This is a genomic window from Burkholderia sp. JPY481 (genome assembly GCF_038900515.1).
Taxonomy (GTDB): domain Bacteria; phylum Pseudomonadota; class Gammaproteobacteria; order Burkholderiales; family Burkholderiaceae; genus Paraburkholderia; species Paraburkholderia youngii.
Genome location: NZ_JAYMRT010000001.1, coordinates 292,299 through 305,655 on the forward strand (window position 1 = coordinate 292,299; position 13,357 = coordinate 305,655).

General features: G+C 65.2%; 10 protein-coding genes. 8 read left to right on the forward strand and 2 right to left on the reverse strand.

The window, feature by feature from the left end; genetic code table 11:
- Positions 1-399 precede the first annotated feature (399 nt).
- From nirB to VSR82_RS01410, 6 genes are all read left to right on the forward strand, one after another.
- Positions 400-2,940, forward strand: coding sequence for a nitrite reductase large subunit NirB (nirB, locus tag VSR82_RS01385; RefSeq protein ID WP_410849097.1), 2,541 nt, complete (start codon positions 400-402; stop codon positions 2,938-2,940).
- A gap of 38 nt (positions 2,941-2,978) precedes the next feature.
- Positions 2,979-3,344 (forward strand): nitrite reductase small subunit NirD, encoded by a 366-nt coding sequence (gene nirD / locus VSR82_RS01390; RefSeq protein ID WP_429459254.1) that lies wholly within the window; start codon positions 2,979-2,981, stop codon positions 3,342-3,344.
- A 49-nt stretch (positions 3,345-3,393) separates the two neighbouring features.
- Complete coding sequence (locus tag VSR82_RS01395) at positions 3,394-7,575, forward strand: bifunctional nitrate reductase/sulfite reductase flavoprotein subunit alpha (protein ID WP_429459252.1); 4,182 nt, start codon at positions 3,394-3,396, stop codon at positions 7,573-7,575.
- Between the two features lie 170 nt (positions 7,576-7,745).
- The gene (locus VSR82_RS01400; protein WP_368586247.1) at positions 7,746-9,113 is read left to right on the forward strand and encodes an MFS transporter; all 1,368 of its coding nucleotides are present in this window, start codon (positions 7,746-7,748) and stop codon (positions 9,111-9,113) included.
- A gap of 118 nt (positions 9,114-9,231) precedes the next feature.
- Positions 9,232-9,693 (forward strand): SRPBCC family protein, encoded by a 462-nt coding sequence (locus VSR82_RS01405; RefSeq protein WP_429459251.1) that lies wholly within the window; start codon positions 9,232-9,234, stop codon positions 9,691-9,693.
- Positions 9,677-10,042 (forward strand): ArsR/SmtB family transcription factor, encoded by a 366-nt coding sequence (locus VSR82_RS01410; RefSeq protein WP_429459249.1) that lies wholly within the window; start codon positions 9,677-9,679, stop codon positions 10,040-10,042. The genes VSR82_RS01405 and VSR82_RS01410 overlap by 17 nt, the downstream gene beginning before the upstream one ends.
- Before the next feature lie 176 nt (positions 10,043-10,218).
- Here the strand turns inward: VSR82_RS01410 and VSR82_RS01415 are convergent, their stop codons facing one another.
- The gene (locus tag VSR82_RS01415; protein WP_013089482.1) at positions 10,219-10,584 is read right to left on the reverse strand and encodes a hypothetical protein; all 366 of its coding nucleotides are present in this window, start codon (positions 10,582-10,584) and stop codon (positions 10,219-10,221) included.
- A 249-nt stretch (positions 10,585-10,833) separates the two neighbouring features.
- Positions 10,834-11,631, reverse strand: coding sequence for a trans-aconitate 2-methyltransferase (tam, locus tag VSR82_RS01420; RefSeq protein WP_429459247.1), 798 nt, complete (start codon positions 11,629-11,631; stop codon positions 10,834-10,836).
- 94 nt (positions 11,632-11,725) lie between these two features.
- Between tam and VSR82_RS01425 the strand changes: the two genes are divergently transcribed.
- Positions 11,726-12,625, forward strand: coding sequence for a LysR family transcriptional regulator (locus VSR82_RS01425; protein ID WP_429459245.1), 900 nt, complete (start codon positions 11,726-11,728; stop codon positions 12,623-12,625).
- 83 nt (positions 12,626-12,708) lie between these two features.
- Complete coding sequence (locus VSR82_RS01430) at positions 12,709-13,332, forward strand: glutathione S-transferase family protein (RefSeq protein WP_429459243.1); 624 nt, start codon at positions 12,709-12,711, stop codon at positions 13,330-13,332.
- The last annotated feature ends 25 nt before the right edge of the window (positions 13,333-13,357 follow it).

The window sequence follows — 13,357 nt, forward strand, 5'->3', positions numbered from 1 at the left end:
GCAAGCCGTTGCCACACGCTGCGATTCACGCGGAAAACAGCGTCACGATCGCACCTGCGCGCACCTTCGTTTCGCACGTCCACAGTGCTGCGTCGCACCATCCCTGTGCTTTGCCGCATCAAAACGCGTCGCGCTCGGGATGCGCTCCGAAGCCGCGCGATTGGCGGCGAATCCCCGCCACACCGTGCTTTCCGGCGCATTTATCTAAATTGGCACAGCCTTTGCGAGAAGCGTTGCCATCGGACCAACGTGGGTTCGTCGCGCTTGCAGCACAATGCAGCGCCCCGCAGCACCCAACAGGACAACGGCGTCCCCCGGATTCAGCCCTCGGCTGGATTCGCGGGACGCCGTTTTTATTTCCGCAATCGCTTTCGCCAGACACCAAAGGACAGCGCGCTCATGAAAATCATCGTTATCGGTCACGGGATGGTCGGCCACAAACTGGTCGAATGCCTGGCGCAACAGGACGCGCACGATCTCGACATCACGGTGCTGGGCGAAGAATCGCGACCCGCCTACGATCGCGTTCATCTGTCCGAGTTCTTCTCGGGCAAGACCGCCGATGACCTGTCGCTCGTCGAGCCCGGCTTTTTCGAGCGCCACGGTGTGCAACTGAAGCTGAACGCGCGGGCCGTTGCGGTCGATCGCGACGCACGCACGGTGACGGTCGCGAGCGGCGAAACGCTGCCGTACGACCGCCTCGTGTTCGCGACCGGCTCCTATCCGTTCGTGCCGCCGGTGCCGGGCCGTGAGCGCGGCGATTGCTTCGTGTATCGAACGATCGACGATCTCGAAGCGATGCGCGAATGCGGCGCGCGCTCGAAAACGGGCACGGTGGTCGGCGGTGGCCTGCTCGGTCTCGAATGCGCGAAGGCGCTGCGCGATATGGGCCTGCAAACCCACGTGGTCGAATTCGCGCCGCGCCTGATGGCGGTGCAGGTCGACGACGGCGGCGGCCGCGTGCTGCGCGGCCGGATCGAAGAACTCGGCGTCACGGTGCACACGCACAAGAACACGACGGCGATCGTCGACGGCGAAGCGGGCACGCACCGCATGCAGTTCGCCGACGGCAGCCATCTCGACACCGACATGATCGTGTTCTCCGCGGGCATCCGTCCACGCGACGATCTGGCCCGGGCATGCGGCCTCGAACTCGGCGCGCGCGGCGGCATCGTCATCGACGACGCGTGCCGCACCAGCGATCCGCACATCTACGCGATCGGCGAATGCGCGCTGTGGGGCGGTCAGCTGTTCGGGCTCGTCGCGCCCGGCTACGAGATGGCGCGCGTGGTCGCGAAGCAGTTGCTGGGCGACTCGGCCGAATTCGCCGGTGCCGACATGAGCACCAAGCTGAAGCTGATGGGCGTCGATGTGGCCAGCATCGGCGACGCGCACGGCAATACGCCGGGCAGCCGCACCTACCAGTTCAGCGACGAGCGCAAGCAGATCTACAAGAAGCTCGTCGTGTCCGATTGCGGCAAGTATCTGCTTGGCGGCGTGATGGTCGGCGACGCGAGCGAATACGGCACGTTGCTGCAGATGATGCTGAACCGTATCGAGTTGCCCGCGTCGCCCGAATTCCTGATCCTGCCGCAAGCGGACGGCAGCGCGAAGCCGGCGCTCGGCGTCGAGGCGCTGCCCGCGGCCGCGCAGATCTGCTCGTGCAACAACGTGTCGAAGGGCGAGCTTTGCGCAGCCGTGTGCGCGGGCGCGACCGACATCGGCGCGTTGAAGAGCGCGACCGGCGCGGGCACCTCGTGCGGCGGTTGCGTGCCGCTCGTCACGCAAGTGATGAAGGCCGAGATGAAGAAGCAGGGCCTCGCGGTGAACAACCACGTCTGCGAGCACTTCCCGTATTCGCGCCAGGAGCTGTACCACCTCGTGCGCGTCGAGGGGCTGCGCAGTTTCGGCGCGCTGCTCGCCAAGCATGGCCGCGGGCTTGGTTGCGATATCTGCAAGCCGGCGGTCGCCAGCATTCTCGCGTCGTGCTGGAACGAATTCGTGCTGAAGAAGGAGCACGCATCGCTGCAGGACACCAACGACTACTACCTCGCGAACATCCAGCGCGACGGCACCTATTCGGTCGTGCCGCGCATGCCGGGCGGCGAAGTGACGCCCGACGGCCTGATCGCGGTCGCGCAGGTCGCCAAGAAATACGGCCTCTACACGAAGATCACCGGCGGTCAGCGTGTCGATCTGTTCGGCGCGCGCGTCGAGCAATTGCCGTCGATCTGGGAAGAGCTGATCGCGGCCGGTTTCGAGTCGGGGCACGCGTATGGCAAATCGCTGCGCACCGTGAAATCGTGCGTCGGTTCGACGTGGTGCCGCTATGGCGTCGGCGATTCGGTCGGCCTCGCGGTCGAACTCGAGAATCGCTACAAGGGGCTGCGTACGCCGCACAAGATCAAGTTCGGCGTATCGGGCTGCACCCGCGAATGCGCGGAAGCGCAGGGCAAGGATGTCGGCGTGATCGCAACCGAGAAGGGCTGGAATCTGTACGTGTGCGGCAACGGCGGCATGAAGCCGCGTCACGCGGAACTGCTCGCCGCGGACCTCGATAAGGCGACGCTGGTGCGCTATATCGACCGCTTCCTGATGTTCTACGTGCGCACCGCCGACCGGCTGCAACGCACCAGCGTGTGGCGCGACAACCTCGAAGGCGGCCTCGACTATCTGATCGATGTGATTGTCAACGATCGCCTTGGCGTGGCAACCGAACTCGAAGCGGAGATGCAGCACGTGGTCGACACGTACGAGTGCGAATGGAAGAAGGCCGTCACCGATCCCGAAACACGCAAGCGCTTCCGTCATTTCGTCAACAGCGGCGAGTCCGATAGCAACGTCGCGTTCGTCGAGGAGCGCGGACAGATCCGGCCGGCCACGCCCGCCGAGCGGCAGGCGCCGCGCATCGAGATTCCGATTGTCGTCGAGACGGTTTGACCTCATCCGATTCTCGCTTAACTCAAAGGAGCCCAGTCATGAAGAACGAATGCTTGCCCCGCGCCTGGACCGCGATCTGCGCACTCGAGGACATCGTGCCGAACACCGGCGTTTGCGCGCTCGTCAACGGCGAGCAGGTGGCCGTGTTTCACGTCGAAGGCGGTCAAGTGGAGTCGCCCGCCGCGCCCACGGTCTACGCGATCGAAAACTTCGATCCGGGTTCGCACGCGGCGGTGCTGTCGCGCGGACTCGTCGGCAGTCTCGGCGAGCGCATCGTGGTCGCCTCGCCGATCTACAAGCATCACTTCGATCTGCGCACTGGCGAATGCCTCGAAACGCCGTCGTATTCGGTCAGCGCGTTTGCCACGCGCGTCGAAAACGGCCAGGTGTGGGTCGCGGTTTGACGTAACGGCCTCGCTTCATCGTTCAGAGTTCTAACCGGATCATTCGCGCATGTCTGATACCAGCGTAAAGAGCGTGTGTCCTTATTGCGGCGTCGGTTGCGGCATGGTGCTGCACGTCGAGGACGGCCAGGTCGTGAAGATCGCTGGCGACAAGGAGCATCCGGCCAACTTTGGCCGGCTCTGCACCAAAGGGCAGTCGGCTCACGTCGCGCTGCGCAAGTCGGGGCGCCTCGAAGGCGCGTTCGTGCGTCATGCGCGCGACGAAGACCCGGCGCCGCTGCCGATGGCGCAGGCGTTGAGCGACACCGCGGCGCGTCTGCGGCGTGTGATCGACGAGCATGGTCCCGATGCGGTGTCGTTTTACGTGTCGGGGCAGATGTCGCTCGAAGCGCAGTATCTGGTCAACAAGCTCGCGAAGGGCTTTATCGGCACGAACAATATCGAAGCGAATTCGCGCCTGTGCATGGCGAGCGCGGCGAGCGGCTACAAGCTGTCGCTCGGCGCGGACGGGCCGCCCGGCTCGTACGAAGACTTCGATCACGCGGATCTGTTTTTCGTCAGCGGCGCGAATATGGCCGACTGTCATCCGATCCTGTTCCTGCGCATGATGGATCGCGTGAAGGCGGGCGCGAAGCTGATCGTCGTCGATCCGCGCCGCAACACGACCGCCGAGAAAGCCGATCTGTTCCTGCAGATCAAACCCGGCACCGACCTCGCGTTGCTGAACGGTCTGCTGCATCTGCTGCACGAAAACGGCGCAACCGATGCGGCTTTTATCGCCGAGCACACCGAGGGCTGGGACGCGATGCCCGCGTTTCTCGCCGGGTACACGCCGGAGAACGTTGCACGCATCACGGGCCTCGCCGTCGACGACATCCGTCGCGCCGCACAGATGATCGCGTCGGCCAAAGACTGGATGAGCTGCTGGACGATGGGCCTGAACCAGAGCACGCACGGCACGTGGCACACCAATGCGCTGTGCAATCTGCATCTGGCGACGGGCCGTATCTGCCGGCGCGGCAGTGGCCCGTTCTCGCTGACGGGCCAGCCGAACGCGATGGGCGGCCGCGAAATGGGCTACATGGGCCCCGGTTTGCCGGGTCAGCGTTCGGCGCTGGTCGCCGAAGATCGCGCGTTCATCGAAGCGCTGTGGGGCATCGCACCGGGCACGCTGAAAGCGGACGCGGGCAACGGCACGATCGACCTGTTCGCGCGCATGGCCGCGGGCGACATCAAGGCGTGCTGGATCATCTGCACGAATCCGGCCGCGACCGTCGCGAACCGGCAGACCGCGATCGCCGGTTTGCGCGCGGCCGATCTCGTGATCGCGCAGGACGCGTTCCTCGACACCGAAACGAATCGCTACGCCGACGTGCTGCTGCCAGGCGCTTTGTGGGCCGAAGCCGAAGGCGTGATGGTCAACTCGGAGCGCAATCTGACGCTGATGCAGCAGGCCATCGAACCGCCCGGCGCGGCATTGCCCGACTGGCAGATCATCGCGCGCATCGCGTGTGAAATGGGCTTTGCCGATGCATTCAGCTATGCGAGCGCGGGCGAAGTGTTCGCCGAACTCACGCGCGCGGCGAACCCGGCGACCGGCTACGACCTGCGCGGCGCGAGTCATCGCCGCTTGAAGGGCGCGCCGCTGCAGTGGCCGATCGCGTCGGCGGATTCGTGCGAGCGCAATCCGCTTCGCTATCTGAATGACGGCGTGAGCCAGACGCTCAGAGAGTCCGAAGATGGCAGCCGCCCGCGCATTGCTTTTCCGACCGCGAGCGGCAGGGCGAAGTTTTTCGCACGCGCGTATGCGCCCGCGGCCGAGTTGCCCGATCGCGAGTTTCCGATCGTGTTGAACACGGGCCGCGTGCAGCATCAATGGCACACGATGACCAAGACCGGCAAGGTCGCGATGCTGAACAAGCTGAACCCGGGACCCTTCGTCGAGATTCATCCGCACGATGCGGCCGAACTCGGCATTCGCGCGAAAGACGCGGTCGAGATCCGTTCACGGCGCGGCCGCGCAGTGCTGCCCGCCGTCGTCACCGATCGGGTGAGCGCGGGTCAGTGCTTCGCGCCGATGCACTGGAACGACGTGTTCGGCGACGAACTTTGCATCAACGCGGTGACCAACGACGCGGTCGATCCGGTTTCATTGCAGCCCGAACTGAAAGTCTGCGCGGTCGCGCTGAGTCCGGTGACGGCCGATCGCGTCGCGGACACACGCAACGACGACGCGCTCTCTACCCCCACCGACGCAGCGGTTTTAGCGCCCAGCGCCAAGGATCAACCCATGCCTCGTATCGAAGCCCTCACGACTTTGCTGCACTTGCCGCCCGAGCCCGTATCGATGCCCGCGCTCAGCGATCCGGAGCGCGCGTATCTGGCGGGTTTCGTGAGCGGCCTGCGTTCGTCCGAAGCGCAAGGCCTCGACAACGTGCCGGTGCTGCCGCACAGCGCACCGTTCGATGCGGTGAAGCGGCTCTATGTCGATGGTCTGCTTGCGGGACTGTATAGCCGCAGCGCGACGCCGGCCCGGGCTTCAGCCACCGCATTGCCGCCGCATGCCGCGCAGGAAGAGGCGCGCGAATCGGGCGTGCGGATCGTGCGCACCCGGCCTAAGGTCACGCTGTTGTGGGCCTCGCAAACCGGTAACACCGAATCGCTGACCGAGCGTTACGCGACGCGTCTGATGGAATCGGGCTTCGAAATCCGCACTGCGTGCATGGCCGACTATCCGTTCGCGGCGCTCGCGAAGGCGCAGTACGTGTTGCTGATGACCAGCACGTTCGGCGACGGCGATGCGCCCGACAACGCGCAGGACTTCTGGACGCATCTGAACGCCGCCACAGCGCCGCGCCTCGATGGCGTGCGTTTCGCGGTGCTCGCACTCGGCGATCGCAACTACGATCAGTTTTGCGGTCACGGCCGTCGGCTCGACGAGCGGCTCGCCGCGCAGGGCGCGCTGCGTCTCACCGAGCGCGTTGATTGCGACATCGACTATCAGTCGAGCGCAGATGCCTGGCTCGAACGCGTGATCGTCTGTATCAAGCAGGCGGATGCCGCACTGCACGCGGTGCCGCCGGGCGGCATGATCAACGCGGTGGTCGGCGCGGTGCCGACCAAGGCGCGGCCAGCCGCGTCGCGCATCGTCGGCAATTTGCGACTGAACCGGCAGGGCGCCGTGAAGGATACGCGCTACGTGTCGCTGCAAACGGGCGAGACGAACCTCGAATACGAAGCAGGTGATGCGCTCGGCGTGTGGCCGAGCAACTGCCCCGAACTCGTCGACGAACTGATCACGCTGAGCGGTCTGCACGCGGAGGCATCGGTGCACGTCACGGGTATCGGCGACATGCGGCTCGCCGATGCGCTCACCAAGCACTACGAAATCGCGCGGCCGAGCGCCGAGGCACTTGCGTTCGTCGCCGCGCGCAGCCGCAACGGCGCGCTGGGCGATCTGCTCGCGCCCGAACGCAAGGCGGATCTGAAGCAATGGCTGTGGGGACAGCAGCTCGCCGACGTATTGCACGAGTTTCCGGTGAACCTCTCGGCCGCCGAACTCACCGGCATGCTGAAGCGCCTGCAGCCGCGCCTGTATTCGATCGCATCGAGCCCGAAGGCGCATCCGGGCGAGGTGCATCTGACGGTTTCGGCGGTGCGTTACAGCAACGGGCGGCGGCACCGCAAGGGTGTGTCGTCGACCTTTCTCGCGGATCGCGCAAGCGACACCGACGTCCCCGTGTTCGTGCAAAAGTCCGCGCACTTTCGTCCTCCTCATCACCCGGACACGCCGATGATCATGGTCGGTCCCGGCACCGGCATCGCACCGTTTCGCGGCTTTCTGCATGAACGGCAGGCACGCGGCGAGCGCGGGCGCAACTGGCTGTTCTTCGGCGAACAACATGCCGCGACCGACTTCTACTATCGCGACGAGCTCGAAGCGATGCGCGCGAGCGGTCTGCTGACCCGACTCGACGTCGCGTTCTCGCGCGACCAGGCCGACAAGATCTATGTGCAGGACCGCATGCGCGAACACGGTGCGCAACTGTGGGCATGGCTCGAAGACGGTGCGCATTTCTATGTATGCGGCGACGCGAACCGGATGGCACGCGATGTCGATGCGGCGCTGAAGGACATCATCACGACGCACGGCGGCATGAGCGAAGAGAAAGCACTCGAATACGTGAGTCGTCTGACGCGCGAAAAACGCTATGCACGCGACGTGTATTGAGCCACCGACGCATTTCGAAAAAGGCCTTAAAAAAGGCCTCAAAACACGCAGCATGATGGCATGACGCTTGCATACCGAGTCCCGGTTAAAACTCCGGGCGAGATGCCGGTGCAAAACACAAGTAACGTATCAACCGGACTACCAGGCATTTTATTTACCGAGGATCTCTGATGAAAAACGTGATGCACTCCCTGCGAAGCGGCGATTGGCGCGCACTGGTCGCCTGCTTTCTGTATTTCGACACGGGCTTCACCGTCTGGGTGCTGTATGGGCCGCTCGCGCCGTTCATCAGCAAGAGCATTGCGATGACGCCCGCGCAACAGGGTCTGCTGGTTGCGGTGCCGGTATTATCCGCGGCGATTCTGCGCGTGACGCTCGGCAATCTGTATCAGTCCGCGCATGGCAAACGCATTGCGTTGATGGGAGTGTTGCTCTCGGCGGTTCCGACGATCGTGCTGCCGTTGCTGCAATCGGTGCCGTCGTATGAAACGCTGCTGGTGCTCGGCGTGTTCCTCGGCGTCGGCGGCGCCAGCTTCGCGGTCGCACTGCCGATGGCCGGCAGCAACTATCCGCCGAAGGTGCAGGGCCTCGTATTGGGGCTCGCCGCGGCCGGCAACATCGGCGCGGTGCTCGACGGCTTCCTGTTCCCTCAACTCGCAACGCGTTACGGTTGGCAGCTCGCCGCGGGCGGCGCCTTGCCGCTGCTCGCGATCGCCGCGATCACGCTGTACTTCTGGGCCAACGACGCAGGCGTTAAAACCGGCAGCGTGCTGCGCGCTTTCGGCAGCTTCGCGACGACGCTCGCCGGCCTGATCGTGCTCGTGCTGCTCGTCGAAGCGGGGCTGTTCGGCGCGGGCAAGACCGGCGTGCTGCTGTTGCCGGTGGTCGGCGCGCTGCTCGCGATCGCGGTGCTGCCGCAACGCTACCGCTCGGTGCTCGCCGAGCGCGATACGTGGGTCATCATGCTCGTCTATAGCATCACGTTCGGCGGTTTCGTCGGCATGTCCTCGTATGTGTCGCTGCTGCTGACCAACCTGTATCAACTGTCGAAGATCGACGCGGGTCTGTTCATGGCGCTGCTCGCCGCGACCGGCGCGATGGTGCGTCCGCTCGGCGGTCTGATTGCGGACCGCGTGTCGGGCGTGCGCGCGCTGACCGTGCTGCTCGCGATCATCGCGATTTGTGACTTCCTGTTCGCGACGGCGATGCCGTCGTTCGCGGGCGGCATCGCGTTGCTGCTGTGCATGTACGTCGCGTTCGGACTCGGCAATGGCGCGACGTTCCAGCTCGTGCCGCATCGCTGGGCCGGCCGCACTGGCCTGATGTCGGGCATCGTCGGCGCGGCGGGCGGCATCGGCGGCTTCTATCTGCCGGTCGTGATGGGCATCGCGAAGGAGAGCACCGGTAGCTATCAGATGGGCTTCGCGACGTTCGGCACGCTGTCGGCGTGCGCGTTCCTTGCGATCGTCGCGCTGCGCCGGCCGTGGATGGCGTGGTCGATGCAGGCCGGCGTCATGCATGCGCATGCGACTGAGTGAGGCACGGAGCGCGGCGCTCGGTCGAGCCGGCGCCGCGCGCATCATGCGCTGAAAAAAGCGCAGTCGAATGCTTGCATATCGGCGGCGGTGTTTCTAATATGCAGCCTGGAGGCTGCATATGAATTCATCGACCGATCGCATCGAAAAGCAGATTCTGTTGAAGGCGCCGCGCTCGCGCGTCTGGCGCGCGCTGGCCAACGCCGAGGAGTTCGGCAAGTGGTTCGGTGTGAACCTTGCCGGCAAGCAGTTCGTCGCCGGGCAATCCACGCAGGGGCACATCACCTATCCGGGCTACGAGCACCTGGTGATGGACGTGCTGGTCGAGCGTGTCGAGCCCGAGCATCATCTGTCGTGGCGCTGGCATCCGGCCGCGATCGACATCACGATCGACTACACGCCGGAGCCGACCACGCTCGTTGAATTCGATTTGAGCGAAGTCGAGTCCGGCACGCTGCTGCGCGTCGTCGAATCGGGCTTCGACCAGTTGCCGGTCGGGCGCAGCGCGGAAGCGTTCCGGCTGAACGACGGCGGCTGGGGACAGCAGATGCTCAATATCGAACGATATGTCGGCGCGGGTTAAGGCGGGCTCCGCGAAGGCGGGCCTCAAGGCGACGACGCTGCGCAATTCGGCGGCGGTGTTCGCGGCGCTCGGTGACGAGACGCGCCTGCGTCTCGTCGCGGCGTTGTGCGCGGGCAGCGCGATGTCGATCGCGCAACTGACGGCCGGCACCGACATCACGCGGCAGTCGGTCACGCAGCATCTGCAGGTGCTGGCCGACGCGGGGCTCGTACACGATGTGAAGGTCGGACGCGAGCGCCTGTGGGCATTCGAGCCCGCGCATCTCGACGCGGCGCGCCGTGCGCTCGACGCGATTTCGCTGCAGTGGGATCGGGCGCTGCTGAAGTTGAAGACGGTGGTGGAGGAATAAAGGGCGGGGCGGTCGCGGCGCTTGCGCGAACGAACAAAGATGACGCGCGACGGCGCGTAACGCATTTTTTACCGATTCCAAGCAGCGCAGCGTGCGGGCTAGAGCGGAACAACGCAAAAGGGGCCAAAAATTGGCCCCCAAAACACCGCAAAAAAGGAAGAAAAGCCAGCCCGCGGCTAATCGGCGATCCGCTTGTCGGCTAGCGCGCTCTGACAGTCGGCGATCACCTGCCGGACGAGCCGGGCTTGCGGATCGAGTTCGTCGGTATCGAGAATTTCCTCGACCGCGTCGCGCGCCCAATCGGTATCCACGAAGCGCGCGTGGCGCCGCGCGATTTCGACCGCGGTGGCCGACAGCTTCGCGATGCACAGCCAGTCGGCTTCGCGCGCGCGGCGGTCGAGCCACTTGTGCGCGGACTGCACGTGAAACGCCGCGTCGGGCCAGTCTTCGTTCAGATAATAAGCGCCGAGGCTTCCGCATGTGAGCCAGCACAACAGCTCAAGGCGGTCACGGGGACTCAGATGTTGGCGTACATCACTCATGGCGACGCTCGCTGCAGTAAATGGCTTCCCGGTGAGGCCGGCGGGCGCCGTCCTCCGCTTTTTATACACATTAGCATGCGGAATTCCCGGGCGGCAATTCCTGACCAACCCTAGCGTGCGGCACCGCAACAGGCGAGCTTTCGGGCGAGGCATCCGCGACGTGCGCGGGACGCCCGGTCGAGCCCGCAGCATTCGCCGGCCCCCCCGCCGCACGGCGCTCAGCGGCTTGCGCGGTTTCCGGGCGCGGACTCAGCGTTGGCCGCGCGTCGCGACGATGAAAAGCCGCGGAAACGGCAGCAGCACCGTGCCATCGGCGAGCGCCGGGTAGGCTTTGGCGATTTCGTCGCGATAACGTTGAAGAAACGCGCTGCGTTCGGCGTCGTCGAGCGCGGCGAGAAACGGCCGCAGCGCGCTGCCCTTGAACCATTCGACCACTGCGTCGGCGCCCGCGAGCGGGTGGTGATAGATCGTGCTCCACACGTCGACGCGCGCGCACAGCGGCCTGAGCAGCGCGTAGTACCAGCTCGCGTCGTGGCGCACGGTGCGCTCGACGCCCATCAGCCTGGACGCCCAAGGTCCGTCGGCGGCGATTTCGCGCAACAGCCGGTGCGCCGGTTCGTCGAGATTGGCGGGCATCTGCACGGCGAGGCTGCCGCCCGTGGCCAGTTTTGCCACCAGCGCGGGGAACAGCCGCTCGTGGTCGGGCACCCATTGCAGCACCGCGTTCGCGAGGATCACGTCGAAGGGGCCACGGGCGTCCCACGCCGACACGTCGCCGATGTCGAAGCGCAATTGCGGCAGCCGCCGACGGGCCGCCGCGATCATGTCGGCCGAGCTGTCGATGCCGCTGACCGACGCGCCCGGCACCCGCTCGGCCAGCATCTCGGTCGAGTTGCCCGGGCCGCAGCCGATATCGACCGCGAGCCGCGCACCTTCCAACGGCACCGCCGCGAGCAGATCGCGCACCGGCCGCGTGCGCTCGTTCTCGAACAGCGTGTACTGCTTCGCGTGCCAATCGCTGTGCTCGTTGGTCGTTTTGCCGGTCATCTTTGGCTCCTTCGTGGGGTTCGTTGCGGCCATTCTCGGCCGCGATCAGCCCCGAGTAAAATGAATTTATGATTCCAATTACTTCATTTTTCTAATGAAAATCGACACGCTCGGCGTACAGGCATTCGTCGCGATTGCCGATCGCGGCAGCTTCCAGAGCGCGGCGGATTCGCTGCACGTGACGCAAACCGCGATCACGCAGCGGCTGCGCAAGCTCGAAACCTATCTCGGCGTGACGCTGATCGAGCGCACCACGCGTTCGATGGCGCTCACCGAAATCGGCCTCAATTTTCTGCCGCAGGCGCGCCGGCTGCTCGGCGAGCTGGCCGACGCGCTCGTCGAAATCCGCGAAACGGGGATCGCGCGACGCGGCGACGTGTCGATCGCGTGTGTGCCGACCGTCGGCGTGCAATATCTGCCGCGCATCCTGCAGGCGTATTCGGCGCGCTATCCGCACAATCGCATCAAGATTCTCGATCACGCGTCGTCGGCGGTGGAAGAGGCAGTGTTGCGCAGGGAGGTCGAGTTCGGCATCAATATCGCGCGCGAGCATCATCCGGATCTCGCTGCCGTGCCGCTCACCGAAGACCGCTATGTGCTGATCTGCCACGAAGACCATCCGCTCGCGAAGCGGCGGCGCATCGCGTGGCGGCAGTTGCAGGCGTTCCCGCTGATTTTCGCCGGCGAGGTCAGCGGCAACCGAGCGCTGCTCGACGTCGCGTTGGCATCGAGCGAGCTCGCGCTGCGGTCGTTCTACGAAGTGCAGCGCAGTTCGACCGCGGTCGGGCTCGTCGCGCAGCGTGTCGGCGCGGCCGTGGTGCCCGCGCTCGCGCTGCAGAAGGGCGCGTATCCGAGCGTGCGAACGGTCGAGCTCACGCAGCCGACCGTGTCGCGCACGCTGGTGCTGGTCGCGCGCAAGACCGCGCAGTTGTCGCCGGCCGCACAGGCGCTGTACGACATGATCCGCGAACAGGCGACGCTGAAAAGCGGATGACGCTGCGCCGCGCGCAAGGCAAACTCTCTGGCGGCTGAGTTTGATTCCTTCAACCGTTCTACCGACGCGAGATACAACAACTGATGCTGCAGATACTCGGCAAGACCACCTCGATCAACGTGCGCAAGGTGCTGTGGACCTGCGCGGAACTGGGGCTCGCGTTCGAACAGGAAGACTGGGGCTCGGGCTTTCGCTCGACCGATGTCGCCGAATTCCGCGCGCTGAATCCGAATGCGATGGTTCCCGTGATTCGCGACGGCGACTTCGTGCTGTGGGAGTCGAACTCGATCATCCGTTACCTCGCGAACCGATATCGCGGTGACGCGCTGTATCCGGCCGATCCGGTCGAGCGCGCGCGCTGCGATCAATGGATCGACTGGCAGGCGAGCGAATTGAACCGCTCGTGGAGTTACGCGTTTCTCGCACTCGTGCGGCACTCGCCCGAGCATCAGGACCCGCGGCAGATCGCCGCGTCGTGCGCGAACTGGTCCAGGCATATGGCGATCGTCGAGCAGCAACTCGCGCGCACCGGCGCTTATATCGCGGGCGACGCGTTCTCGCTCGCCGATATTCCGACCGCGCTGTCCGCGAACCGCTGGCTCGAAACGCCGCAGCAGCACGACGATTTGCCGGCGGTAGCCGCTTATATGGCGCGCCTCGCCGAGCGCGACGGGTATCGCAGCTATTGCCGTAACGGCACGCCGTAATCATCGATTCGTGCGAGCGTCGGCA

Bases quoted from the DNA above. Each gene is read 5' to 3' on its own strand.
- nirB (WP_410849097.1), top strand. From the start codon at position 400: ATGAAAATCATCGTTATCGGTCACGGGATGGTCGGCCACAAACTGGTC.
- nirD (WP_429459254.1), top strand. From the start codon at position 2,979: ATGAAGAACGAATGCTTGCCCCGCGCCTGGACCGCGATCTGCGCACTC.
- VSR82_RS01395 (WP_429459252.1), top strand. From the start codon at position 3,394: ATGTCTGATACCAGCGTAAAGAGCGTGTGTCCTTATTGCGGCGTCGGT.
- VSR82_RS01400 (WP_368586247.1), top strand. From the start codon at position 7,746: ATGAAAAACGTGATGCACTCCCTGCGAAGCGGCGATTGGCGCGCACTG.
- VSR82_RS01405 (WP_429459251.1), top strand. From the start codon at position 9,232: ATGAATTCATCGACCGATCGCATCGAAAAGCAGATTCTGTTGAAGGCG.
- VSR82_RS01410 (WP_429459249.1), top strand. From the start codon at position 9,677: ATGTCGGCGCGGGTTAAGGCGGGCTCCGCGAAGGCGGGCCTCAAGGCG.
- VSR82_RS01415 (WP_013089482.1), bottom strand. From the start codon at position 10,584: ATGAGTGATGTACGCCAACATCTGAGTCCCCGTGACCGCCTTGAGCTG.
- tam (WP_429459247.1), bottom strand. From the start codon at position 11,631: ATGACCGGCAAAACGACCAACGAGCACAGCGATTGGCACGCGAAGCAG.
- VSR82_RS01425 (WP_429459245.1), top strand. From the start codon at position 11,726: ATGAAAATCGACACGCTCGGCGTACAGGCATTCGTCGCGATTGCCGAT.
- VSR82_RS01430 (WP_429459243.1), top strand. From the start codon at position 12,709: ATGCTGCAGATACTCGGCAAGACCACCTCGATCAACGTGCGCAAGGTG.